The sequence below is a fragment of the Myroides injenensis M09-0166 genome, assembly GCF_000246945.1.
GTDB classification, from domain to species: Bacteria; Bacteroidota; Bacteroidia; order Flavobacteriales; family Flavobacteriaceae; genus Flavobacterium; species Flavobacterium injenense.
Map to the genome: position 1 here is coordinate 1 of NZ_BAEX01000005.1, position 26,237 is coordinate 26,237.

Annotated in this window: 26 protein-coding genes and 1 pseudogene; 22 read left to right on the forward strand and 5 right to left on the reverse strand. The window is 29.0% G+C overall.

Features of this window, described 5'->3' with window-relative positions; translation table 11 throughout:
- Positions 1-313 precede the first annotated feature (313 nt).
- The 3 genes from RH98_RS01520 to RH98_RS15975 all read left to right on the forward strand — a co-directional run bounded on the left by RH98_RS01520 (position 314) and on the right by RH98_RS15975 (position 1,552).
- The gene (locus RH98_RS01520) at positions 314-544 is read left to right on the forward strand and encodes a hypothetical protein (RefSeq protein WP_010249741.1); all 231 of its coding nucleotides are present in this window, start codon (positions 314-316) and stop codon (positions 542-544) included.
- Between the two features lie 18 nt (positions 545-562).
- Positions 563-781: a hypothetical protein gene (locus tag RH98_RS01525; RefSeq protein ID WP_002992054.1), complete on the forward strand. Its 219-nt coding sequence runs from the start codon at positions 563-565 to the stop codon at positions 779-781.
- Between the two features lie 537 nt (positions 782-1,318).
- Positions 1,319-1,552, forward strand: a complete 234-nt coding sequence (locus RH98_RS15975; RefSeq protein WP_231738184.1) for a DNA topoisomerase — start codon at positions 1,319-1,321, stop codon at positions 1,550-1,552.
- A gap of 564 nt (positions 1,553-2,116) precedes the next feature.
- Here the strand turns inward: RH98_RS15975 and RH98_RS01535 are convergent.
- The gene (locus RH98_RS01535; protein ID WP_010249745.1) at positions 2,117-2,830 is read right to left on the reverse strand and encodes an ion channel; all 714 of its coding nucleotides are present in this window, start codon (positions 2,828-2,830) and stop codon (positions 2,117-2,119) included.
- 684 nt (positions 2,831-3,514) lie between these two features.
- On the opposite strand from RH98_RS01535, the gene RH98_RS01540 reads away from it, so the two are divergent.
- Entirely contained in the window at positions 3,515-4,573 is a 1,059-nt protein-coding gene (locus RH98_RS01540) for a DEAD/DEAH box helicase (RefSeq protein WP_010249746.1), read from the forward strand.
- Between the two features lie 93 nt (positions 4,574-4,666).
- Complete coding sequence (locus RH98_RS01545) at positions 4,667-4,858, forward strand: cold-shock protein (protein WP_002992085.1); 192 nt, start codon at positions 4,667-4,669, stop codon at positions 4,856-4,858.
- Positions 4,859-4,989: 131 nt separating this feature from the next.
- On the opposite strand, the gene RH98_RS01550 is transcribed toward RH98_RS01545, so the two are convergent.
- Positions 4,990-5,883, reverse strand: coding sequence for a beta-1,6-N-acetylglucosaminyltransferase (locus RH98_RS01550; RefSeq protein ID WP_010249748.1), 894 nt, complete (start codon positions 5,881-5,883; stop codon positions 4,990-4,992).
- Positions 5,884-6,172: 289 nt separating this feature from the next.
- Between RH98_RS01550 and RH98_RS01555 the strand changes: the two genes are divergently transcribed.
- The 13 genes and pseudogenes from RH98_RS01555 (at position 6,173) to RH98_RS01615 (ending at position 18,122) form a co-directional block, all read left to right on the forward strand.
- A complete protein-coding gene (locus RH98_RS01555; RefSeq protein WP_010249750.1) occupies positions 6,173-6,391 on the forward strand; it encodes a hypothetical protein in 219 nt (72 codons plus the stop codon).
- A 415-nt stretch (positions 6,392-6,806) separates the two neighbouring features.
- A complete protein-coding gene (locus tag RH98_RS01560; RefSeq protein WP_010249752.1) occupies positions 6,807-7,037 on the forward strand; it encodes a hypothetical protein in 231 nt (76 codons plus the stop codon).
- 299 nt (positions 7,038-7,336) lie between these two features.
- Positions 7,337-7,897 carry a helix-turn-helix domain-containing protein gene (locus tag RH98_RS01565; RefSeq protein WP_010249754.1) on the forward strand — a complete coding sequence of 187 codons (561 nt, stop codon included), beginning with the start codon at positions 7,337-7,339 and terminating at the stop codon, positions 7,895-7,897.
- A gap of 99 nt (positions 7,898-7,996) precedes the next feature.
- Entirely contained in the window at positions 7,997-8,230 is a 234-nt protein-coding gene (locus RH98_RS01570) for a hypothetical protein (RefSeq protein WP_010249756.1), read from the forward strand.
- Between the two features lie 216 nt (positions 8,231-8,446).
- A complete protein-coding gene (locus RH98_RS01575; RefSeq protein ID WP_010249758.1) occupies positions 8,447-9,943 on the forward strand; it encodes an acyl-CoA dehydrogenase family protein in 1,497 nt (498 codons plus the stop codon).
- Positions 9,944-10,726: 783 nt separating this feature from the next.
- On the forward strand, positions 10,727-12,049 hold the full coding sequence (gene nhaA / locus RH98_RS01580; protein ID WP_010249760.1) for a Na+/H+ antiporter NhaA: 1,323 nt from the start codon (positions 10,727-10,729) through the stop codon (positions 12,047-12,049).
- An 18-nt stretch (positions 12,050-12,067) separates the two neighbouring features.
- A pseudogene (locus RH98_RS01585) lies at positions 12,068-13,401 on the forward strand (DUF389 domain-containing protein).
- 634 nt (positions 13,402-14,035) lie between these two features.
- The gene (tatC, locus tag RH98_RS01590; protein WP_010249764.1) at positions 14,036-14,842 is read left to right on the forward strand and encodes a twin-arginine translocase subunit TatC; all 807 of its coding nucleotides are present in this window, start codon (positions 14,036-14,038) and stop codon (positions 14,840-14,842) included.
- A gap of 90 nt (positions 14,843-14,932) precedes the next feature.
- Positions 14,933-15,262: an ArsR/SmtB family transcription factor gene (locus RH98_RS01595; protein WP_010249766.1), complete on the forward strand. Its 330-nt coding sequence runs from the start codon at positions 14,933-14,935 to the stop codon at positions 15,260-15,262.
- Positions 15,263-15,324: 62 nt separating this feature from the next.
- Positions 15,325-15,777 carry a DUF6428 family protein gene (locus tag RH98_RS01600; RefSeq protein WP_010249768.1) on the forward strand — a complete coding sequence of 151 codons (453 nt, stop codon included), beginning with the start codon at positions 15,325-15,327 and terminating at the stop codon, positions 15,775-15,777.
- Between the two features lie 17 nt (positions 15,778-15,794).
- Positions 15,795-16,409, forward strand: coding sequence for an arsenate-mycothiol transferase ArsC (locus RH98_RS01605; protein WP_010249771.1), 615 nt, complete (start codon positions 15,795-15,797; stop codon positions 16,407-16,409).
- 3 nt (positions 16,410-16,412) lie between these two features.
- Complete coding sequence (gene arsB, locus RH98_RS01610; RefSeq protein WP_010249773.1) at positions 16,413-17,447, forward strand: ACR3 family arsenite efflux transporter; 1,035 nt, start codon at positions 16,413-16,415, stop codon at positions 17,445-17,447.
- 108 nt (positions 17,448-17,555) lie between these two features.
- Complete coding sequence (locus tag RH98_RS01615; RefSeq protein WP_010249775.1) at positions 17,556-18,122, forward strand: lipocalin family protein; 567 nt, start codon at positions 17,556-17,558, stop codon at positions 18,120-18,122.
- Positions 18,123-18,141: 19 nt separating this feature from the next.
- Here the strand turns inward: RH98_RS01615 and chrA are convergent, their stop codons facing one another.
- Positions 18,142-19,266: a chromate efflux transporter gene (gene chrA / locus RH98_RS01620; protein WP_010249777.1), complete on the reverse strand. Its 1,125-nt coding sequence runs from the start codon at positions 19,264-19,266 to the stop codon at positions 18,142-18,144.
- Positions 19,267-20,133: 867 nt separating this feature from the next.
- Here chrA and RH98_RS01625 point away from each other — a divergent pair.
- Together RH98_RS01625 and RH98_RS01630 are read left to right on the forward strand one after the other, a co-directional pair.
- A complete protein-coding gene (locus RH98_RS01625; protein WP_010249778.1) occupies positions 20,134-21,315 on the forward strand; it encodes a PDDEXK-like family protein in 1,182 nt (393 codons plus the stop codon).
- Positions 21,316-21,317: 2 nt separating this feature from the next.
- The gene (locus RH98_RS01630; RefSeq protein WP_010249779.1) at positions 21,318-23,336 is read left to right on the forward strand and encodes a P-loop NTPase family protein; all 2,019 of its coding nucleotides are present in this window, start codon (positions 21,318-21,320) and stop codon (positions 23,334-23,336) included.
- Here the strand turns inward: RH98_RS01630 and RH98_RS01635 are convergent.
- Together RH98_RS01635 and RH98_RS15980 are read right to left on the reverse strand one after the other, a co-directional pair.
- Positions 23,320-24,195: an IS3 family transposase gene (locus tag RH98_RS01635; protein WP_010249780.1), complete on the reverse strand. Its 876-nt coding sequence runs from the start codon at positions 24,193-24,195 to the stop codon at positions 23,320-23,322. The genes RH98_RS01630 and RH98_RS01635 overlap by 17 nt on opposite strands.
- A complete protein-coding gene (locus RH98_RS15980) occupies positions 24,192-24,491 on the reverse strand; it encodes a transposase (protein ID WP_010249781.1) in 300 nt (99 codons plus the stop codon). The genes RH98_RS01635 and RH98_RS15980 overlap by 4 nt, the downstream gene beginning before the upstream one ends.
- A gap of 74 nt (positions 24,492-24,565) precedes the next feature.
- Between RH98_RS15980 and RH98_RS01645 the strand changes: the two genes are divergently transcribed.
- Positions 24,566-24,979: a coiled-coil domain-containing protein gene (locus RH98_RS01645; RefSeq protein ID WP_010249783.1), complete on the forward strand. Its 414-nt coding sequence runs from the start codon at positions 24,566-24,568 to the stop codon at positions 24,977-24,979.
- The gene (locus RH98_RS01650; protein WP_010249785.1) at positions 24,957-25,991 is read left to right on the forward strand and encodes an HNH endonuclease; all 1,035 of its coding nucleotides are present in this window, start codon (positions 24,957-24,959) and stop codon (positions 25,989-25,991) included. Before RH98_RS01645 ends, RH98_RS01650 begins: the two co-directional genes overlap by 23 nt.
- The last annotated feature ends 246 nt before the right edge of the window (positions 25,992-26,237 follow it).

Sequence of the window (26,237 nt, forward strand, 5' to 3'; positions counted from 1 at the left end):
ACACGTAGTATTTTGTATAAGTATCATGGAAATTAACAATAAATAATTAAATTTTAATATAATTTGTTTTAATATAATTTTTTTATTTATATTAGCATTATAATACGTGGGCCTAGGGAGCTTAAATCGTATAAAAAATTGCGTCCAGCTGTCTTAATTATTTAAGACAGCTTTTTGTGAATTCTATATTTTGAGTAATATCGTATTTTATAATTAGCATTGTGTAAGGAGCTATATATCTTACATCTTATTGTTAATGACTGTTTTAATTTGATACAGTCATTTTACACTGCTTAATCAATAATAAAAAACAATGGAAGTAAACTTTAGAGATAAAAGCCAACTTAATTCAGTAATGAATATTATGCTTCATACTTTATTGATGTATATTTTAGAGCATAATATAAGTTCTGTTTCAGAGATGACAAAAGATATCCAGGATTCATATAATTTTCTAAAAGATAACAGAACGAATGAATTACAACATATAGACATTGTTGACAGGAGAATGAAAAAGATTAGTAAGAAGAAAGTATTAGGATAAACTTTATTACAGATTTCTATGAAACACGAAATTAGCCAAGAAGAGTTGGATATGATAATGGAAACATTAATGTTTGATTTGATTTATCATATAGTTGAATTTGAGTTGACATCTATTGATCAATTTTCTGAAGAAAAAAAGAAAGTATATGAGTTCTTGAAAAGTAATGGAACAAAATTTAGTAAAGGATATTACCCTCATGTAAAAGTAGACGTGGAAATAAATAAGAGTTATTAGGCAAAATATGTCAATATGAATAAATCAATTGTATTACGTCTTACAAGAATATTAGAATAAAAAATGATATGACTGGTATTATAAAAATTTTCAATAAAACTCACGAAGAAAAAATTTGAAAGAAAATATCTACAATCACAAACAGAAAATTAAAAAAAATTGGTAACCTGCATAGGGAGGTTTTTAACACATAAGCCGCTCAATTGAGTTCTTATTTGTTTCTATTAGCGCCATGTATTCACTGAGCTTAAATTTGAGCCTAGTAATATTTTACTTTTTGAATCAATATAAGTGCTTGATTTATATAGACTATCCAAATTTGGATAGTCTATTTTTGTTTACTGATCTCACATTTGAGAATGGTTAATTTTTCTCTAACTGTCACTAAGTAATACTATAAGTAATACTTGATATTTATTACTGCTTTGAAGGCTAAAACATAATTATCCTTAAGCAAATCGAACTTTTTTTTTACACTTTGAAATAGAGTAAAATAATTCGACAAGCTATATAGAGAATACTTCTTTTACAAAGAAGCTGTATTATCAACTAGAACTTACCCATCAAAAAGAAGGAGTATTATTCAAGTCACTCTCAATTGATAAGTCAGAGGATCAACACAAGGCAGAACAAGCGTTCAAACGCATTGAGAAACAAAGCGAATCTATCATTACAAAAGTAGAAATAAAGACTGTTAAAGAAGATTCTCAACTACTTTTTGATTTAACCTCACTTCAAAAAAGAGCCTATGAGCTCTTTGGATGGCTCTAAGCTTGTATGAAAAGAAGTTTATTACCTATCCGCAGACATCGAGTAAGTATGTTCCTGGGGATTTATGGCGGGAGATTCCCAGTTTATTAAAAGTACTTTCTGATGATAGTAGGTATAATGACCTGCTTTTAAAATTAAAGCTTGCAAGGTTTAATAGAAGATAGTGAATGATGTGAAGGTTACCAATCATCATGGGCTATTAACCACAAATAGACTTAGCGCTATAAAAGAAAGTATTTATCATTTGATTGCACAACGCGTATGGGAATCAGTATTTGATTCTTGTATAAAAAAGCAAACAAAGGTTGCCTTAGATATTTATGATTGTGAATTTAGTTTTAAATTCACTTGAATTTGGTTATTCGTTGTATTTGTTTTTATTAACTTTTGTAATGATAGATAATTAATGTTTTGCTATAACTTTCTTATTTATAAAACAATAAAAGAATAATATGAAAAAATCCTTATAAGATAATATTCTAATACGGATTTTTTTACTTTCTAGAAAAGAGAAAAAAGTAAATATATAGCATTGAGATAATATTTTACTTATGATAAATTAGACTACTTAATTTTACTTTTAACTTTTTTTCCTTGAAAAGCAACTTTTCGCTGTACTAAAGAAGTGACATATACTGTAAAAAAAGGAAACATAGTAATGCCAGAAATAGCTGTTATAACAGATAATATTTTACCAACTGGAGTAATTGCAATAATGTTAGAGCCAGTAGTAGTAGCTCCCATAGCCGCCCACCAAAGAGCATCAAAATATGAATTTACATCTGGATTGATTTCATGTTCAAAAACATAAAAAATAAGACTATAAAAATATATTAATGATATTAAAATTAGTATATAAGAGAAAAACAAACCCGAAATTTTCTTTCTACTTAACATGATAATGACAAAACCAAGTGCATATCCTCCTCTAATTAAGGGAATGAATCGAAAGAAATATTTTACTTCAGAGGAGAAACTAATTTCTAAGGCTTGAAATATATTGAGATAAGGAATAGAAATTAGAATAAAAATTATATTATTCCAAAAGAATTTTGATTTCTTCTTTGATAAAATAAACTCAATGAATAGACTTAGTAAAAAATAAATACAAATCCACAATTGAATTTTCATATAAGTATCCCCAGTTAAATAAGAAATATTACTAAAGGTATCAATAGAAATACTTACTCCTAATACAATTAGCATAAAGGCTGAAATTATATGTAATGTCTTGATAATTTGTAGCTTTACTTTTTCTTTTGATATAGTCTCTGACATATTTTGAGTAGTTTGTTAAAAGGTACAATGATAATATTATCTATACTTAATTTAGTACAAAAAATGCTAATATAAAATTATATAGCTAATTAAAAGAGCAAAATTTGGTTCAATAAATATTTTCTTTTTGCCAATTGATGAGATTATCAATTAAGTTTAAAAAAACTGTTTTATTATCTAGATCAATTTATTTTATTGTAATTCAAATAAATTGATCTATCTTTGTCAAGAATTTATAAACAGGCTTCTGCCTTTTGCCTTATCTGAAAATAGTCAAAAACATTTTTTCTTTCTCAGTTTTTGCTTTCAGTTGTCTTAATTACAATTACTTTCGTTAAAAAGTACATTTTATTTATTGCTAAATATATAATGTTAGTAACTTTTTGTAAAAGTTAAAAATTATTAATACATTTTTTAAATGGATTTTTGATTATACTAATTTTTATAACAACTAAAATAAAAGTAATAAGAGGTTTTAAATTTAATTTTCTTTAAATATTAGATGGTCTTATAATTTAACTACCTATTTTTTTCAGATAAGAGGCTTTGTTTTTTATAATCTAACTACTCCAGATTATTTAAAACTATATATAGGAGTTAAATAAATACTGGTAATTCCAGTCAAATCAAGATGAGTTTTAAAAATTAAATATAATTCAACCCATACTAGAGGCAATTAGTAAAGTGGGGTATCAGACGCCTACAGCTATACAAGAGCAAACAATTCCGCATATATTACAAGGGAGAGATTTAATTGGGTGTGCACAAACAGGAACTGGTAAAACAGCTTCATTTGCAATACCTATTTTACAGCTTTTAAATCAAAAAAGCAGTTCGAAAAAAGTAATCCGTTCTCTTATTTTAACTCCAACAAGAGAATTAGCTATTCAGATTAATGAGAATTTTAAAATCTATGGTGAGTTTCTAAGATTAAGACATTTAGCTGTTTTTGGAGGGGTGCCACAAAAAAAGCAAGTAGCTCAACTAAATCGTGGCGTTGATATATTAATTGCTACTCCAGGACGTTTGTTGGATTTGTTAAATCAACATTGTTTAGATTTTAGTCATGTTGAGATTGTAGTACTTGATGAGGCAGACCGCATGCTTGATATGGGGTTTGTAAAGGATGTAAAAAAAATACTTACAAAGATACCTTCTAAACGACAAACGTTGTTTTTCTCGGCTACTATGCCTATCGAAATAAAAAAATTGGCTTTACAAATTGTGAGAAATCCAATAGAGATTACAGTTACTCCTATTTCTTCTACAGCCAGAACAATTAAGCAATCCATCTACTTTGTCGAAAAAGAAGAAAAGTTGAATTTGCTTTTTACTATTCTAAAGGATAAGTCAATAAAGCGTTCTTTAGTGTTTGCAAGGACTAAACACGGGGCAGATAAATTAGTGAAAAAGCTAGCGAGTATGGGGATTTATACAGCTGCTATTCACGGTAATAAATCACAAAATGCAAGATTAAAAGCATTAAATGATTTTAAAAATAATCGCATTAGAGTGCTTATAGCAACGGATATTGCAGCAAGAGGTATTGATATAGCTGAACTACCTCATGTATTAAATTATGAATTACCTAATGAACCTGAGAGTTATGTTCATAGAATTGGTAGAACAGGGCGTGCAGGTGTTCAAGGCACCGCAGTTTCTTTTTGTGATGAAGATCAGTTAAAGGATCTTAAGAAAATTGAAAAACTCATTGGATTCACTATTCCGGTAATGTCGAGTTAAATTCATCTTTGTAATTAAATAAATATAAATGTAATCTTATACTTAAAAGATAAGTGTAAAAGTGAATATAAATCAATTAAAATAAAAACCTATATGCAAGAAGGTAAAGTAAAATTTTTTAATGAATCCAAAGGTTTTGGATTTATTGCACAAACAAACGGAAGTGGAGATATTTTTGTACATACAACAGGACTACTAGATAATATTTGTGAAAATGATGATGTTGTTTTTGATCTACAACATAGTCAAAAAGGGTTAATAGCGGTGAATGTTAAAAGAAAATAATCTATCGGTATATAATATGGAAGTATAAGAGACTTCTAAAAAACCTCGCTTTAAAGGCGGGGTTTTTAAGTTTAGATTTTAAAAAATAGACTTAGTTAGTATCAGTAAAATATTTTACATACAAATTTATTTCAATTTTGTTGATTACTATTTAGCCCTAGTTCATTTTTATTTTCTTTTTTATCCATTAGGGGTAATTGATAATTATCTTCAATGCATTTGTCTATTATACTGTTAGACGTCAAATTCATTTTTCTTATAAAAAAATGATTATTAGATTTTATTTTTTTTAGAATTAATTCAACTGGTTCGCTTTTTGAAAATAATATTCTTTGGTCATGATTGATTATTATGCGTTTGTGATCAGAGTTTAATAAGATAGTGGCAAAGAATGAATTAGAAGGTAATAATGAATTTGAATATAATTCTATATAATGATCAACTAGTTTACTGTAAGAGAGAAAAGCACATGAATCTCGTGTTAGTATTAACCATGTATTACCCATATACGGTATGATTGTATTTTCACTAAAACTAGCGTCTTTTAGTGCAATTAAGCCACTATAGTTATGTTTATTACTATTATAAGTATCTAGATTATACTTGCTTTTATCATAATAGATAAAATAATTATGCTCTTTATTATTACTTAAGTATTCACAAATTCTATATTGAGATTTTAAGGGGTAATGGTCATCAGTTAAATTGATGTAATAGTCCCATTTAGCGCTGACATTTAATAAATATTGCATCGCATTTAATTGAATTTTGTATTTATTATAACTATCTGTTTGTAGATAGAAACTATCTAATATGTATACATTTGATAAATGCACAACGTAGGTTTGAATCCTATTTTTTACCTCTAAAGAGCAAGTATGATCGATATAAATAAGATATAATTGATCTTTGTTGTATAATTTTTTAAACATAGTCAAAAAATAATCTGGACTATATTTTATAGTAATAAAATAAGCTACTGTAATTAATTTATTAACTGTATTATTTTTAGTTTCAAATTTCAATTGGGGGGTGATTTTGATCTTGGTTAGTAGCCATAAGTTATATCGGATATTATTTTCAATAATTCAGTTTAGAATTGTATTATTTACACAAGATGTAAAATCTTAATTATAAATAACATACGCAATATAGTGATTAAATTTAGGTAGTTTTTATTATAAAAAAAATTAAGTGATAGAATTTGTAAAATAGCTTTATTATATAAACATTATTTTTTATTATATAAAACTAAGGAGTTTATAAACGCTACATTTACTAAATAGCAATTAAGCTATAATAAAATTCTTTATTATGAATAATAATCAAAGATTGGAAGTAGTTAAAATTTCAAATTGGGATGAATCGTCAAAAAAGTTAAAAGAGCAATTTTCGCAATTGACAGACGTTGATTTGAAGTATGAGGTGGGAAAGGAGAATGATTTATTAAATCGTCTTGAGAAAAAAATGAATAAAAAGCGCTCAGAAGTGATTGATTTAATCAATAAATATGAAAAACAGAGTAAAGTGTAATTATTTTGTTATAAAACAATTTAATATAACTGTAAGTGCACTTTAGGGTGCACTTTATTTCTTAAAATCTGGATGTCTGGATTAAAATTTGGTTTGTTCAAACTACATTGACCTAAATCTAATTTTAGATTTTACTACAATTGAAATAAGGATGTTGTAATTTAATATCATTACATAAGGCATGTGCCTTATGTAATATAACTGGTTTGCTTAATCAATTAAAAAGTGAGACCTAATTCGATAGTCTACAGATAGGGTATTTTAATATATAAAAAGTTTTTTTCTTTTCGGAAGTTATTAACAGTATGTTTTAATGTGTGAAATATATAATTTATATCAATTGTTATATAATGCTTTTTCGATAAGTAAATTATACCTTTAAGTAATGCAAATATAGTTATTGAAGGTAATAAATATGGATATAAAAACTCAAAGTGATCAAAAGATTTTGGAACAGAAGATCCTAAATCACAATTTAGCGGTCAATCATTTAGAATTAGCTGTAAAGTATCACTTTGATGCAGCTAGGTATTTTGAAAATGGAGATATTGATAAAGCTATTGAGTGCAATGTAAAAGCACTAGATAGCACGAATAAGGTGGTGGAATACAGTTCAAAAATTGACCACAACCATTTATCAAAATAGAATAATAATTTCATGATTGGGTTAAATGAATGTTGAATAAAAAGCGGGGTAAGAAAACAGACGTTGGTATTGAATGCCCAAAAGTAATTTTTTTCGATATCCTTACCTTGCTTGGTTTTTATCAATATTTTTTTAGGGAATCTCTGCTGGAGATTTAACTAAACAGCGTTTTGCTAGAAGAGGAAGATCTATATAGATTTTCCTCTTTGTTTTATAGGTTATATATCAATTCGCTTTTTTTGACTATTAACATCAGTTAATCAATTCTTTAGGTTACCTTTAGATAAAAGTTCTTAAGTATGAAGATTTTCATAAAATACATGGTGAGTTTTCGCTGTAAGATGATAGTGAAGATGGAGCTGGATAAACTCGGAATCATTTATGGCAGTGTGGATCTTGGTGAAGTAGAATTAAAACAAGAACTGACCAATGAAGAGTTTACGCAATTAAAAATGGCTTTACTTCAAACAGGATTAGAACTCATGGAGAGTAAACGAGCTATTTTGATTGAGAAAATTAAAAAAGTAGTAATTGAAATGGTGTATGGTGATATAGAGGTTTTAAAAATAAAAAAATCAGATTACATAAGTAAACAGTTAAATTATGACTACACTTATCTGGCTAATATATTTTCTGAATCTATAGGTACTACAATAGAACAATTTGGTATTGTTCACAAAATTGAAAGAGTGAAAGAACTTCTGATTTATGATGAATTAAATTTATCTGAGATTGCCTATAAGCTTAACTATAGTAGTGTAGCACATTTATCTGCTCAATTTAAAAAAGTCACGGGTTTGACCCCAACTTTTTTTAAAAAGCTCAAAGATAAGAAAAGGATAAATCGCGAAGATGTGTGAATGATATAATAGATAATGATTATTGTGTAATGCTTTTATAATCAATAATTTCCATCTTTGTGTTGTAGTAATTAAACTACAAAATAAAACACAAGACATATGGACAAGAAAGATGAAAAAAGCAAAGCCTTAGCTAGTAGTTCACAAAATGAAATCAAGAATCATCGTGAAGCGGCTGGTCATTTAGAATCAGCTGTAAAATATCATTTAGATGCTGCAAAACATTATGAGGATGGATTGGTTGAAAAAGCTGTAGAATGTAATACTAAGGCACAAGCCTGTACAGAAAAAGCAATCAGTGAAACTGGTAAAAAGATGCGTACTAGACTTTAATTGGAAGTAAACAGAATATCAAATTTTAATTCTTAACCGAAATAAATAAAACTTAATTAATAATTTGTTGCTTCTTTAAAAGCCACTTGATATTTGTTGTCGTCAGGTGGTTTTTTTATTATTGATAAAAATTAAATTCCAGCAAATATTATTGCTATGCCAAGGTTATAAATTCTGCGACAATCAAGAAGTTTTAATTTGTAAAAGATAATAGAGATGAATGCATTAGTAGAAGATATTGATTTTAATATTTATATTGAAGAATTTAAGAGGCGATTAAAATATCTGTTTCGAGAAAAATATAATTATAATGCTTTGGGACTTACCCGTGATTTTCCAGCTGAATTAGTGGATGAAATTATGGATCTAACTCCCTTATCTGTAGCTATCCCTCACAGGTATGGAGGTAGGGGGATAAAAGTAAAGGAATGCCTGCAAATTCTCTCAGCAGCTTCTTATGAATCCTTACCTCTTTCGTTGATGTTTGGGATAAATATTGCTCTTTTTTTAGAACCTTTGGCTAAATATGGACAGATTGGCGTTCAGCAAAAAGTGTTTAAAGAGTTTATAGAAAATAAAGCAATGGGGGGATTAATGATCACTGAAAAAGCACATGGGAGCGACGCTTTGAATATGAAAACAGCTTTTGAGCAAAAGCAAAATATGTATCATATTAAAGGACAAAAACATTGGCAAGGGTTAAGTGGTATAGCCGATTTTTGGATTGTAGCGGCTAGAGAGAGTAAGCCAAATGGAGAATTAGCAAGAGATATTGATTTTTTTGTTTCTGAAAACAGCAAAGAACATCAACATATTCCTATGGTTCATCGTTATAATAACTTGGGTTTATATGCTATTGCTTATGGTATTAATGAAATTGATATAGTTGTTGCTAAGGAGCAAAAATTACTTAATGAAACAACAGGTATTAAATTAATGCTTGATACGCTTCATCGCAGCAGGCTTCAATTCCCAGGTATGGGATTAGGTTTTATTAAAAGGCTTTTAGATGAGTCCTTAACACATTGCCAAGAAAGGCTAGTCGGGGGCACACCTTTGTTGGCTATTGATTCGGTTAAAAATCAAATTGCAAAAATCCAAGCCGCTTACACATTATGTTCTGGTATGTGTCTTTTTAGCACTAATACAAGTGGAATTGACAAAAACGTAGCTTCGATGAGTATTGAGGCTAATGTACTAAAAGCATTAGTTACAGATTTAATGCAAGAATCAGCCCAAATTAGTTTACAATTAGCTGGGGCTAATGGATATCGATTAGACCATATTGCTGGAAGATCTTTAGTAGATAGTAGACCTTTTCAAATTTTTGAAGGATCAAACGAAATGTTGTATACCCAAATTGCGGAGGGTATACTAAAATTGATGAGACAAGCTAAAGAAACGAATCTATATGATTTTTTAAAGTTGTATGAACGCACAAGTTTTAGTGCTGAATATTTTGTCTCTCAATTAGATTTAAATATTGATAATACATTAAAACAACGTAATTTAATACTTATAGGTAAAATGATAGCTCGAGTTATAAGCTTTCAATTTGTCTTACAACTAGATGGTTTTAATATGCAACTTATAGAAATTACACGTCAAATTCTTGTTTCAGATTTAGCTTGTTTTTATGGTAAATTTAATGTGCAAAATGATGTAGATCCCATTTTAGATTATGAGATCAATTCAGATTGGACTACTTTTTAACAAACTCAAGGCAATAGAAAGTTAGCAAATAAGATGTGTGAATTTTGTAATCTCTTATGTTTTTTATATAACACATAGTTAATCAATAAAAGCAACCTTTGTAAGGCAGTAATGCAGTATTAAATATGACTTGAGAAAAAGAAATAAAAGATGACCCCATATTACTGCGTTTAATTCAGGATCAGAACTAAAATATTATTTAAATATTACTGGCATTATGAAGTTGAATTGGTTTAAAAACTTTCTAAAGTTAATACTAATTACATTTGTTTAAAAAAACAATTAGTTGAACAAGTAAAAAGTTGTATACTAGACTTGAATCAAAAATAAATAAAAGATCAAATTTTTAATATTATTAATTCATTTACCAAAATAAAAAACTTTATTAATAATTTGTTGCTTCTTTTTTAAAACCACTTGATATTTATTTTCAAGTGGTTTTTGAATTAAGTTTACTTTTGTTGCTTTCATTTATATGCTTTCTAGATAGAAAATAAAAAGGTTTGTTTATTTTAAAGATAAATCCTAAAAAAATAAAAGCTGTCCTGATAGAATTATTTAATTATACTAGAATCTCTATGTTAAATTGATTAGTCTTTGCCTATACTATTTAGAGGGGATTTAGGTTTGTATGAATATTAATATAATTGCAACAAAAATGTTATAAAAGTTAAATATGATTTACAATTCATATAAATAAATATTGTATAGTAGCCAGCAAAATTAATTTTCTATTTTTGACTTGTAAACTATTTATAACATTAAAAAAGTAGAATTATTTTTATGAGCCATTTAAATCAGACCCCTATAGAGAGGATGGTATCACCTATACAACGATTTATTAAACAAGAGAAGTCAGGTGGTATAGTATTAGGGATAAGTGTAATTATTGCACTTGTATTAGCTAATTCCTCGTTAAAAGAACATTATCATCATATTTTGGAATATAAGTTTGGTTTTCAATGGGCAGGAAATAGTTTTTTTGAATATAGTTTACATCATTGGATTAATGATGGATTGATGGCTATTTTCTTTTTTGTGGTGGGTCTAGAACTGAAAAGAGAAATTGTAGCGGGAGAGTTATCTAATCCTAGAAAGGCAATGTTGCCTATTGGAGCGGCATTAGGAGGTATGGTTGTTCCTGCAGTTATTTACTTGGCCTTAAATCCAAACGGAGAGATGTCTAATGGTTGGGGAATTCCTATGGCAACCGATATTGCATTTGCTTTGGGGGTTCTTTATTTATTAGGAAGTAGAATACCTTTAACATTAAAAGTGTTTCTAACGGCATTAGCTATCGTTGATGATTTAGGGGCTGTACTTGTTATAGCTTTCTTTTATACTTCTGAGATTTCAACTTTGCATCTATTATTGGGAGCTTCCATTTTAGTTGTTATGTATTTAGGTAATAGAATAGGAGTTAGAAATATATTGTTTTACGCTATCTTAGGAATAGGAGGGGTATGGACAGCGTTTTTATTATCAGGTGTCCACGCCACTATTGCTGCAGTTTTAGCAGCGTTTACAATTCCTGCTAATGTTAGAATTAGTGAAAAAGTATTTAGTGAAAAGATACAAGGACTTTTAGATAAGTTCAAGGCAATAGATCCCGATAATACTAAACCTATCTTGACTAATGAACAATTGCATATTTTAGAAGAGATAGAAAAAAGCACCGCTTGTGCAATACCGCCTTTACAGCGTTTAGAGCATATGATGCATCCTATGGTTACTTTTTTAATTATTCCTATTTTCGCCTTAGCCAATGCTGGTGTATCTTTAGCCATTGATCTTGATCATTTGTTTAGTACAAATGTAGCTCTAGGTGTAGCACTTGGTTTATTGGTCGGAAAGGTAATAGGAGTAGTAGGTTTTACGGTTGTTTTGGTAAAATTAAAAGTAGCTCCTTTTCCTAAGGGGATGAATATTAAAACTCTTTTTGGACTGAGCCTTCTTGCAGCTATTGGTTTTACCATGTCTTTATTTGTAACTTCATTAGCCTTTACAAGCGAGGAATATATAACGCAAGCCAAGATAGGTATTTTTGTAGCTTCTATCTTTGGAGGTGTGATAGGTTACTATGTTTTGAGTAGGGCAAAGCAATAACATTAAAAATAATAGTAGATGACAAATAAGTTTTTTGATTACATCAATCTCCATAAAGGGGAAGAGAAAGGGGAAAAAGTTTTAGAAAACATTAGAGCTAATATTGCCTTTAAAGGAGCTAATCTATGGATTTTAGCTGTGCCATTATCATTGCATCTGTTGGATTAAATGTAAATTCAACAGCAGTAATTATAGGTGCCATGTTAATTTCTCCATTGATGGGACCAATTGTAGGTGCAGGCTTTGCCTTAGGGACTTATAATTTTTTATTGCTAAAAATCGCAATAAAGAATTTAATCATTGCTACTATTGTTAGTTTATTAGTTTCTGCTATTTATTTCTACGTTAGTCCTTTTAAGGATGTTCAATCTGAGTTATTAGCTCGTACTTCTCCAACAATTTATGATGTTTTGATTGCTTTTTTTGGAGGTCTTGTTGGTGTTATCTCTATTACTAGGGTTGAAAAAGGGAATCCTATACCAGGAGTTGCTATTGCTACTGCATTAATGCCCCCTTTATGTACAGCAGGATATGGGTTAGCTACATTTAATATAAGTTACTTTTTGGGAGCTTTTTACCTATATACTATTAACTGCTTCTTTATTTGTATTGCTACTTTTTTTGTTATTAAGTACTTGAAATATCCAACATCATCTACTTTAGATACCCAGAAAGAAAGACGTATAAGATATGGTATTAGTATGTTGATTATTGTTATGATTGTACCTAGTTTCTACTTGGCTTATACGTTATTCGAAGAAAAGAAATTCACAAAAACTGTTGAGGAGTTCATTAACTCTGAGTTTAATGATAGAGGGTATACTGTGATTTATAAAAAGATTAATTATAATACTAAGCCCAAAAAAGTAGAACTTGCTTTTTTGGATAAGAAATTGACTGAAGAAAATATTTTACTCTACAACAGGTTATTAAAGGAAAGAGGTCTAGACAATGTAGAGCTGACATTTAAACAAGATGAAAAGGATATTAAATCAGAAATTTTAAATGAACTCAGTAAGCAAGATCGATCATATGCAGAGAAAGATATTATAATCAATGACTTAAAAAAAGAACTGTCTAAGTATAAAGTGGATGAACCTAATTTAATAAATGAAATTAATGTACTTTTTCCTAATATAGAAGAAGTCTCCATTGGCAAAGTAGAGCGATATATAAAGACTGATAGTATTACAATGAATTGGTTAGTTCTTTTTAATCAAAAAGAAAAAACAAAGGCAGTAGATGGTAAGCTACTTAATAATTGGTTAAAAACTCGATTAAAGGCAGATACCATTTTACTTGTTCAAGGAAATAATCCTATCCAGGAGAAAGGGAATAACCAGATAAAGTAAAAACAGTTATCTTCATTAAGGTCTGTTTGGAGGTAAAGACAAAAAGCAGATATAATATTTTTGGTAATAAGCGGAGTTTACGTTACTTTATAGACGAAATTTAAATTGTAATTAAATAGAAAAAAGAGAAAGCCCAAGGACTTTCTCTTTTTAAAAGACAACTAGTAAATAAGGAGAACTAGATTTATAGGTTTTTTAAAAGAAAAATTATTGAAGTAAAAAATCAAAGATATATCACTAAGTAGGTAAAAAAGCACTACAAGAGAAATCTTATTCAGAATTTTTTTAAGTATGTTTTTTTTTCGAACTATAATAGTTTGCTTAATCATATATCATTTGTCTCTTGAATTTAGTAAAATAATCACCATGTACTGATAATATTAACACTGATCTAGATGAATTAGTCAGTAAGGATAACGTTTTGGTTTGTAGAATAGTATGTCTCTGATATTTCTCCCTATACAAATAAGTTAACTACTATTTTTGCAGAAAATGAAAATAAAGCTTTAGAGTGGAACTATGTGGATGAGCTAAATCAAGCGCATACAACCATATGTAGAGCAACTAAAAACTAAGCCCTAATTTGGATATTAAATAATTAAAATAGCAGTAGTTTAGCATCTTATAATAAGATATGGATATAGATATTAAGAAAAAGACATTTTTAAATTTTGTTGGACTTTTAAGAAGTTTTTTAATCAAGTGTTTTATTGGAATTGTTTTATGTAGTAGCATAGCGTTTTTATATACTAATTTTATTTTTGAGCAAATATTATTTGCTCCTCAGAACCCTAATTTTCCTATTTATATTTGGCATCGTTCTTTGATAGATTTTTTTAATTTGAGTTCATCATTGTATATGGAAGGGATTGATTTTGATATTCAAAATCGAAAAATGGATGGTCAGTTAATGATTATGATTTGGACTAGTTTTACCTTTGGACTAATAGCTTCATTTCCTTGGATTTTGTATCAAATTTGGAAACTTGTACAACCTAAATTATATAATAGTAAGACAAGATACAGTATTGTATTTGTAACAATCACAAGTCTTTTATTTTTTATAGGTGTCTTGTTTGGATATTTTATTATAGTTCCTTTATCTATTCATTTTTTTATGAATATAGAGATTAGTAGTATTGTTGCCAATCAAATCGATCTTACCTCATATATTTCTCTTGTTAGAACCACCATACTAGCATCAGGTATTGTGTTTGTTTTGCCAGTTGTCATTCTAGTATTATACAAGATGGGAATTTTATCAACAGATACACTCAAAGGTTATCGCAGATATGCTTATGTTTTGATTTTAGTTGCATCAGCAATTATTACACCTCCAGATGTATTGAGTCAAGTTATTTTGGTTATACCATTAGTTTTATTGTATGAAGTGAGTATTTTCTTTTCAAAGTTTATGAAGTCTAATCACATTACAGAATAATTTATTATCGTATTTGCTATCAATATTAATTAAACTTGCACAGTTTAAATATTCATCGTAATATTGCGATATATAATTAGATATAAAACAATGGGAGTAACAAAATCAGAATTATTTAGTGATAAAAAGAATAGATTATCGCTTATGTTTAAGGTTTTAGGGCATCCTGCAAGACTTGCCATTCTTCAGTATATTATCAATCAAGATGCTTGTATTTGCAATGATTTGGTGGAAGAACTTGGATTGGCTCAAGCGACTATTTCACAGCACTTAAAAGAGCTTAAGAATAGTGGACTTATCAAAGGAACAATTGATGGTAAATCCGTTTGTTATTGTATTGACGATGCAGTTTGGAATGAATTTTTCAAGGAGTTTGAATTGTTCTTCGCTCAAAAAATAGCATCAAACGATTGCTGTTAATATTTTTTAATTATTATCATCGTAATATTACGATTATTAAATAAATTTAAAACAAATAAAATATGAAATTATCAGAAGTAAAAGCCGTTTTAGAAAAATTAGATCGAGTAGATTTCCAATTTGAAGATGGAACGTTTGTAGCCGAACACTTCCATGTAACGGAAGTAGGTCAAGTAACAAAAAAGTTTATTGACTGTGGGGGAACAATTAGAGAAGAGGTAAAAGTAAGCTTTCAATTATGGAATGCAGATGATTATCAGCACCGTTTAAAAGCGGGTAAATTATTAAACATTATCAGGTTGTCAGAAACAAAATTAGGTATTGTTGATGGGGAGATCGAAGTAGAAGTTCAAGGTAAAGAAACAATAGGAAAGTACTTCCTAGCATTTAATGGAACTCACTTTTTATTAAAAAACACATTGACTGCTTGTTTAGCTGAAGATGCTTGTGGAATTATCCCAAGTAATCAAGAAGCTCAAACTAGTTGTTGCGATCCTAATTCTGGATGTTGTTAATCTTAAAAAAGTAAAAGATGTATAAAACAGTATCAACTACAATTAGCGCTATGCTTGAATCACAAGAGATAAGCGCTAGTAGAAAAGAAGTTTTGACTCCTTTAGTGGCTTATATTCAAGCGAAGGTTGATTCAAAATCTCCAATTCGAATCAATTTTATCTGTACACATAATTCAAGAAGAAGTCATTTGGCTCAGATTTGGATGCAAGTAGCCGCTACTTATTATGGTATTCCAGATGTTATTTGTTATTCAGGAGGGACTGAACAAACAGCGATGTATCCCATGGTTGTTACAGTTTTAAAAGAACAGGGATTTAACGTATTTAAAATTTCGGAAGGAGAGAATCCTATTTATGCGATAAAGTATGGTGATAATGAAATTCCTATTATTGGTTTTTCTAAGAAGTACGATGCAGTTTTTAATCCAAGTAGCGATTTTGCAGCGGTAATGACTTGTTCACAGGCGGATGGAGGTTGTCCTTTTATAGCAGGTGCTGAGCGCAGAATCCCTATTACATTTGAGGATCCGAAGGTATTTGATGGAACGGAAAACCAGCAAGTAGGATATTTTAATCGAAGCTTTGAAATTGCAAGTGAAATGTTTTACATCGTATCACAAATTAAAAAATAAGTCATGCAAGTTAGAATGAAATTTTTAGATCGATACTTAACCCTTTGGATTTTCTTGGCTATGGGGATTGGTGTTCTCTTAGGAAATGTATTTCCAAGTGTTTCTAATGTGATGGATAAACTATCCATTGGAACGACCAATATTCCGTTGGCTATAGGACTAATCATCATGATGTATCCTCCACTGGCTAAGGTTGATTATAATCTATTACCACTGGCTTTTAGGGATAAAAAAGTCTTAGGTTTATCTCTTTTCTTAAACTGGATTGTAGGACCTGTTTTAATGTTTGTTCTGGCTATTATTTTCATGCGTGATGAACCTGATTATATGGTAGGGTTGATCCTTATTGGTTTAGCCAGATGTATTGCCATGGTGATTGTATGGAATGATTTAGCAAAAGGTAATCGAGAATATGCAGCCTTACTGATTGCATTAAATAGTGTTTTCCAAGTGCTGTTTTATAGCTTCTTTGTTTGGCTTTTTATCAACGTATTACCTTCTTATTTTGGATTTGCTGATTATGCTATTTCAATTAAGATGAGCGATGTTGTACAGAGTGTGCTTATTTATTTAGGAATCCCATTTTTAGCAGGTTTTTTAAGTCATAAGTATCTCATTAGAATAAAAGGAGAAGCTTGGTTTACCCGCAAGTTTATCCCTTTTATTTCACCCTTTACTTTATATGCTTTACTCTTTACCATTGTGCTTATGTTTAGCTTAAAAGGAGAGCAGATTGTACAATTGCCAATGCAAGTTATCAAAGTTGCTATTCCGCTTGTTGTTTATTTTGTTTTGATGTTCTTTGTTAGTTTCTTCTTAAATAAATCCATGCAGGTAGATTATGATAAAAATGTGGCTATTTCTTTTACTGCAGCAGGCAATAATTTTGAACTGGCTATCGCTGTTGCTATTGCCGTATTCGGAATTCACTCGCCCCAAGCTTTTGTAGGAGTTATCGGACCTTTGGTTGAAGTTCCTGTACTGATTCTACTTGTACGAGTGAGTTTATGGATGAAAAAGAAATATTATACAAAGTGATAAAATATAGTTGTTTTTAAATGGTGTAAAGTCGTTTCTATTAAATTAATCACTAGAATAAATCAATTCATTATTTATTTTTTTATTTTTGAGATAAACTAATATTTTATGAATTTACAAGTGTTTTATCGAATAAGTTTTTTTACTATTTTATCTTTTTTGTTTGTGTCATGTAATGCAAGTACAATACCAGAAAAAGCTAAACCCGTTGAAAATTTTGATGTAAATCGTTATTTGGGAATTTGGTATGAAATTGCTCGATTTGATTTTTATTTTGAAAAAGACTTAACTAATACCACAGCTTACTATAGCTTGGACGAGAACGGAAATGTCAAGGTTTTAAATCGAGGTTTTAATGTTAAAACCAAAGAATGGAAACAAGCAGAAGGAATAGCTAAATTTAGAGCACAGCAAAATGTAGGGGCACTTAAGGTTAGCTTTTTCGGGCCTTTTTATTCGGGTTATAATGTCATTGCATTAGATTCAGATTATAGGTATGCTCTAATAGCAGGAAAAGATCTTGATTATTTATGGATTTTATCTCGAGAAAAAAGTATCCCCGAAGCTATTAAAGAACAATACTTGACACTAGCTAATGAAATTGGTTATGATGTATCTCGTTTGATTTGGGTTGAACATGACAAGGAAGATATGTCGGTAATAAAGTCTAAATAAATACAAGAAAAGCGAACAATTAAAAGAGGATATAACCCAACAAAGCTCCTACTAAAACAATAAAAGCACTATTTACTTTTTTAAATTTAAAAACGAGTATGCCACTAAGTAGGGTAATAACAAGGGTTTGCCAGTTCAGCAATACATCTCGTGTCATCGTTATACAAACAGCGACAATCAAGGCGACAGAGGCAACATTCACCGCATCTAAAAAGACAGATAATCCTTTTGAGTTGCGAAGTTTTTTCATCAATGGGTTTAGTAAGGCTACTAGAATAAAGGATGGTAAAAAAATTGCAACAGTTGAAAGAATTGCTCCAGATAAACCATTAATTTGAAAACCAATAAAAGTAACGGAAGAGAAAACAGGTCCTGGTGTGAATTGTCCTACAGCAATAGAATCTATAAGTTGTTCTTTGGTGAGTAAACCTGTTTGCACGAGTTCTGTATCTAAAAAGACAAATAGAACATAGCCACTACCGTACAGTATAGCCCCTATTTTAAGAAAAATCCAAAATAGCTGCATATTGGTATTGGTGAAAAGAGTATTTTGTATAGTAAGTAAGAAGGGTAATGGAAGAAAACTTTGTAAGGTACTTCGCTTTGTAGTATTAATATAAAAAACTACATAAGCTAAAAATCCAGCTCCAAACATTAAAATGATCTCATTAGTCCCAAATAAAGAAGCTACTAAGACAATAAGTCCTATAAAGGCTAAGAATAAGGATTTAATGGATTTTTTGGCTAGTGGAAATACAGCTCCAAGGATAATAGCAATAATGGCAGGTTTAATTCCATAGATAAATGGTTGAACTTGTGGTAATTCTCCATAATTTTTATAAAAATAAGCCAATACACCCGTTAGAAAAACAGCGGGAAGAATAAAACATAGCCCTGCAATTATAAGACCTTTCCAACCCGCTTTATCATAGCCAATGTGAATGGCCATTTCTGTACTGTTAGGACCAGGAATTAAATTAGTAGCACCAAGCAGATCTAAAAAGTGTTGTTCATCCATCCATTTTCTTTTTACAACTACTTCCTCTCTCATCATCGCAATATGAGCTGCAGGGCCTCCAAAACCAATAATCCCTAATTTTGTAAAGACCTTGACTATTTCTTTGAGACTTACTTTTTCTGACATATTGCTTCCTATTTTTAGTTTTTATTGCAATCGATCTATTCAACGTTATTGTGTGATAGGAACAGGCGCGAAGCTAAAGATAATTCAATACTCAAAGGTTACCGAAATGTAAACAAAAATGGCTCAACCAAAAATTACTTCCTTTTCACTATCCTTTATCTATTGGATGGTAATCCCTATAAACAAATTGACTGATTTGGGCGCCTTATACAACCTCTTACTACTCTTTTAATAATCCCTTACTATTCCTTGGTATTTTTGAATGATAATAAGCTATACACAAGCAAAAGGAGGAACTCGTTATCATAGAATAGGCGCGTATTCATCTGTTTTTTTTAATCGTTTCACCGAAGTAAAATGTTATACCTCGCGATACAATAAATCACATCCTAGCATTCATAGGGGTTTACACAGATTTTGCATGTTTTTGTATCACACTTTTTTCAAAGTAATTCAAAGGAAAATCAACTATATTTTTTTAACAGATTTATCGGAAGGAATGGGGGAGTTTGGTGAGGAAATGGTAAATCGTCTATTCTAGAGGTAAAGAAATTAAAAAAAAGACTATTTAGTAGATGTATACTTTATATCAAGTTGCTTTTTTCTATTTAACCATAAAATAAATTTGAAATTAAATGTTATTTATTGCTTTTACTCAAAATAGTAGTTACTTCACATGTTTTCTGCGGTATCTTACATTATCTTATAGTATCTTTATTTGTTATACAGACTAGTATTTAATGATGTGTTTGTGTGTTGTAATTTTAACATTTGACTCATTCTCATGAGAACAATCAAGCTGCATGTCATTGGGATATATTTTGTTGTTATTGAGTCTAGCAAGAATAATTAATAAGAATAAAGTAAATGAATCAAGATAAACATAAAGATTGTTTTCTACAGCAATTAGACCAGGTTAGTAATGAATATAATCTGTCGAACTATAATCAGTTTAATATTTTTCGAGTGATGTTCAAACTGCATGACGAGAAGTATCTACATTCTCGATTCATTTCTTTTTTATTAGACCCTAATGGATCACATGGGCAAGGGACAATATTTTTAGCGTTGTTTTTAGAAGTAATGGGGATATCTGACTATAGTTTAGAAGATGTGACTGTAAATCCTAATGAACAAAATAGAGGAGAGATACACAACATTGACATTCTGATTAATAATAAATATAAGCAAGCTATTATAATAGAGAATAAAGTATTTGCTAAAGATCAGACTAAACTAGAGGAAGAAGATATATACCTAAAGTATCAATTGCCAAGGTATTATCATAAGATGGCTCTTGATTCAGCAAATGATAAACTTAAAGTTGTGAGCATAATTTACTTAACCATAGATGGAAAGGATCCTGAGTTTCTTGAACAGTTTCCTGAGGATGTGAAAGGATTGCTTAATAAAAAAGATCATCTCTCAGATATTGCTAAGTGGTTGGATTTGTGCTTAAATAGTTTGTCAGAAGAAAGTGATTTTAAAAGAAGTATTGAACACTATAAACAAGCAAGGTTTGAGTTCTTAAATGATGTGAAATTAGCCTTGTCTTTGAAAGATAGAACAGTGAATTACTATGAAGAGGCTAAAGCGTTTTGGAAAGCAGAGTATAAAGATATAGATTCAAAATATCATGTTCTTAAAGACCAATTTAAGCATGTAAAATGGCATACAGTCTATGAATTTTATGAGAAGTTAAAAGAGACTATAGATATTTCTTTTACTGGTTGTACAATAGGAGATATTGATAAAGAACAACTAACTAAGTTGACACATGGCATGGATAATAAAGTGATAACGGTTCTTGTGTTTGAGGTGGATAATGTTCCTTACTATGTGTGTAATGATACTAATGGTTTTAGTATTGGTCGGAATGTAAAAGCGAAAAGTAAAGATGATTTTAAGAACCTTTTTGAATCAAAAAAATACAGTTGTTTTGACTTTTCAGAAGAGGATGTTTTTGCTTTAATTAAACCTGGTAAAAGAGATAAATTGGTGAAAGATATTGAAGCTGAATTGAAGCGATTTGTAAATACAATTAAATAAAAATGAACACACCGAAAGATTTTAAATTATTAGCAATACGTCCATTAGAAGGAACTTCTTCTAAGTTATTAAAAGGATTAAAGAAAAACCAAATATATTCATTGTATAATGAATACTCTTACGTTTTAGATGAGAAAACTAAAGAGCTAACAAGTATAGAATATGTTCAGTCTGTACCATCTAATTTATATGGTAAAAATATTAGTTTTTCTGCAATTGTTGGTAAAAATGGTAGCGGTAAAAGTAGTTTATTAGAACTGTTTTACTATGCCACTCTTCTAATATCTAATGAATATTTAGATAAAAAAGCTGAAGAGGTAATGAAAGAAAATTTAAATATTGAAATAATTATTCTTAAAGATGAGGCTATAAAGATCTTAACAATAAAAGACGATTTAGTTACATCAAAAATATTAAATAAAGAATTAAATGAGAAACAAGTAGTCTTTAAAGAATGTGATAATGTATTACAAATTGCCCTAAATAAAAGTATAGACTTTAATTTTTATACTAATGTTTTAAATTATTCAATTTATGGTTTGAATTCAAATCTAATGCCATGGATTGATCTAATATTCTATAAAAATGATGCCTATCAATTGCCTATTGTAATCAATCCATTTAAGGATTATGGAAATTATGATATCAACAAAGAGTATCTTTTAATGCAGTCGAGAGCTGTTTTCTATTCTTATGTATTAGAGGTTAAAGAAATTATTGAAGGTATATACATACATAATATTAATTTTGAAATTAATATTAATAAGATTCTTAAAATAGACAACAGTAAATCTACTTATAGTCAATTACAACAGTTTTTTAGCTTAAACCTTGCAGAAAAAGAATTTAATAAATTAGTTTTTAAAGGTATTGATATTAATAAAATAATTTCTTTACAAAATATTTCGAAATATATTGGTGAAGAAGTTGGAGAAAATAGTACTGTGTTTTATAGAGCTGATTTAAAAGAAGTTAATCTTTACAAATCATTTACGTACCTATACATCTTTAAAAAGATATATAAAATATCTAAAACATATAAGAAATATAAGAAGTATCATTTTTTATTTTCAGATCAATTACCTTTTAATTTTGCTTTCAATATTTTAAAAGCAATTGAATCTAGTATGTTAGAGATCAAAGATTCGCTCCCTGATATTAAAAATAGAGAAATTGTATACGATAAATTAATGCTTCATTTAGATTTAGTTAGTAATGACAATAGTGATATAACAGAAGATGATTTATTTTATATTAAGGATTTGTTTATGCATTATTATGAAGTCAGACATGATATCAAAAATAAAATAGAAGATCATCTATTAGATATTTCTTTTGAATACGATAATATTACAGATAACATTGAACTTGTATGTATATTAATTCAAAAATTATTTAATGGTAAAGAATTTAGAGAATATTTGTTTGAAGATTATATTAAAGAAATAAATAAAGACACGAGCCATATAACTTTTAAGCTAAAACAAGCTATAAATTATTTTAGTTTAGATATTTTTAATAGTATAGAAGTTGACAGTACCTCTATTGTAGTTGATAACGAGAGTGATTGTAAAATCAAATTAAGTATAGAAAGAGATTATTTTAAAGACAGGAAAAAAATTGAAGATATTCCTTTGGCAATATTTAATCATGTTATAGAAGTTGTTAAATCTAAAGAGGATGATGAAAATATAAGACGTGAGTTAATCAGTAATAATAAACTTAAACCTTACCCATATACATCATTAAGTTCTGGTGAGCAACATATGATTAATTCTATTCTTACAATTGCATATCATAATTATAATTTACTTTCTGTAGCAGATAGATCTAACTTGATAAAGTATAAAAATATCAATTTAATTTTTGATGAATTGGAGTTGTATTTACATCCTGAATATCAGAGAAATTATATCCTTAATCTTATAAAAGTTTTAAATAAAATTAAGGATATTACGAAACAAACAGATATTTTGGATATCCTAATGAAATCCGGACAATTAGTTAAGCAGCTTTATTAATATTTATTATTTGATTAAATTCGTTGATTGTCTGATAGTTTAAGTAGGAGTGTCTACGTTTTTTATTGTACCAGAGTTCTATATATTCAAAGACTTTAGCCTCCATTTGCTTTGTATTTAGTTGTAAATTTCCATAAATCATCTCCACTTTTAGGGATTTAAAGAAGCTTTCCGCTACGGCGTTATCCCAACAATTAGCCTTCCTACTCATGCTTCTAACAACATTAAAGGACTCTAAATAGTTAGCAAATTTGTAGTTAGCATATTGTACTCCTTGGTCAGAATGGAAAATTAATCTGTCTTCAAAAGATCTGTTCTTTTTAGCCATTTTAAAGGCTGCTAAAGTGGTGTTTTCCGTTGACATATCTTTACTCAGACTCCATCCAATCACCTTTCTATCGAATAGATCTATTATTGTAGTTAGATAAATAAACCCTTCTTTTACAGCGATATAAGTAATATCGGACACCCAAGCTTTCCCTGGTTTGGTTTGTGTAAATTCTCTATCTAAGATATTATCAACTACTAAATAATTGTGGTCAGAATCTGTGGTAATTCTATATCGTCGAGCTAATTTACTACGTAATCCTAACTCTTTCATGTACTTAGCTACTGTTGGCTTAGACACTTTATAACCTCGTGCGTTCAGTTCTATTGTAAGTCGAGGACTACCATAACGCTGTTTAAACTCGAAGTAAACTTCTGTAATAACTCGTTTTAGATCTGCTTTGGCTTGTTTTCTTTTATTAACAGGAGACCGTTTCCAATGATAATAACCACTTCTACTTACCTCTAAAACCTTACACATAATCCCAATCGGAAATTCATGTTCATGATTAAATATGAACAGGTAAATCATTTGCCGGTCTTTGAGAAAATGCCGATTGCTTTTTTTAATATTTCATGTTCTAATTCAACAGCTGCTAACTTCTTTTCTAACTCTTTTATTCTTTCTTGTTCTGGTGTAAGCTTTTGTTTACCATTACCGGGAAAACTAGCTTCTCCAAACTCTTGAGCTTCTTTACACCATTTATATAACAAGGTGGCTCGAATTCCAAGTTCACGAGCTAATTCTGATTTGTTTGTTCTTTCCTTAGCCAGTTCAACGGCTTGCTTCTTAAAAGCTGCATCGTAAGTCTTTCTAATTCTTTTCATAAGTCAAAGATAAGTTTTTATGCTTAACTCTTTGTCCAGACTAAGTTAGCAAGTCCATTTATTATAATGTATTAATGGTTACACATTCTCCTTTTATTTTATCTGATATACCATCTCAAAATATTTTAAGATTGAAGGAATGCAAACCAGATTCTATTGAAAGTAAAAACTCGTTTGCAGCCAATATATATGATTTATTAAATGATGAGTTTTTTTTAAATGATGGGGTGATTGGTAGTTATGCACAAGAGTTTATTAATAAAATAATAAATGATATTGATGTAGTAGAATCTGATGTGGAAAAAGAGCAAATTAGTGAATTAAATAACAGAATAGATATAGTTGGTGATGAATTAATTCGATCATCTTTAGACAATTTTTTATTTGAGAAAGTAGCAGATTCACAATTTGAGATTGATATTTTAAAGAAAAGAATTAAAGAATTAGAATCTAAAGCAAAAAAAAATGAAAAGGATAAAGATAGATAGTGATCTAGCTCGGAGAGTGGAAAAGTTTAATAAAGAGCTTTTCAGTGAGAGACAGAAAAATTTTGTAAAACCATTAGCTAATTTAAGAGTACTACGAGAAAAATTTTATAATAAAAATCAAAATAACTTTGTTAACTATATTTGTTTAATTGAAAAAAACTATTTTAACCTGCTAAATTTAAAACCATCTGAATTTAAAAAATACATTAATGAATTTAATTTAATTTTTAATTTCGAATCCCTGCCTAGCTTTAAGTCAAAAAACAAAGATGATAAGGATTTAATAATTGACTTATGTTATCATAATAGTTGTAGTATTGATGAATTGAAAACGTTTGCAGATAAAATTATTGAGGCAATGCGATACGATGATTATCGAGATTCCGAGTATCCAAAATTTATTAGTGAATTAGGATGGAATGTAAAAACTTGTTTTTATTGTAATTACGCAGGCACATTAACTGTAAAAAAAGATAAAAAATATAAAACCTATTACGATTTGGATCATGTTCTTCCTAAATCAATGTATCCTTTTTTAGAGACTTCTTTTTTTAATTTTATTCCATGTTGTGCATCATGTAATAGAAGTAAAAGTAATCAATTAATACCTAATTTAAATCCATTTTATGAAATTCATGAACTCAATATTAATGTCGATAAAGTATTTCAAATAACTCAAAAATCTAAAGCTCAATTTTATGTTGATTCTAATAAGAGCCATATTAATATTAAGGTTTCTGACAAGATAAATAATGTAAAAAAAGATGATATGAATAAAATTGTTGATTTAGAGCTTTTGTATAATACTCAGAAATATGAAGTTGCAGAAATTCTTTGGAAGAAAAAGATTTATGAGGAGGCGTATATTAAAAATATTCAATCGAGTTTTTCAAAGTTGAAATTAAAAAAACATGAAATTAATCGAGTTTTGTGGGGGACAGATTTGAATGAAGATAATATTAATGATAGACCTTTATCAAAGTTTAAACAGGATTTGATTAATGATAAGTAGAGATAATGAAATATAATGAAGAACAATTAAAGTATGCTTTTATATACCTTTGGAAGACTAAGGATATTATTACCCAATGGGAAGATACGGAGTGGACAATTTCCGGAATTAAGAAAGAAGAACTCATCGTTCACGTCAAGCAATCACTCAAAAGTCTGTAAGATTATGTATATTAATTTTTCAAAAGTAATTCAAAGGAAAATTAACTGAATGATTTTAATAGATTAATGAGAGCAGATAAGCAGT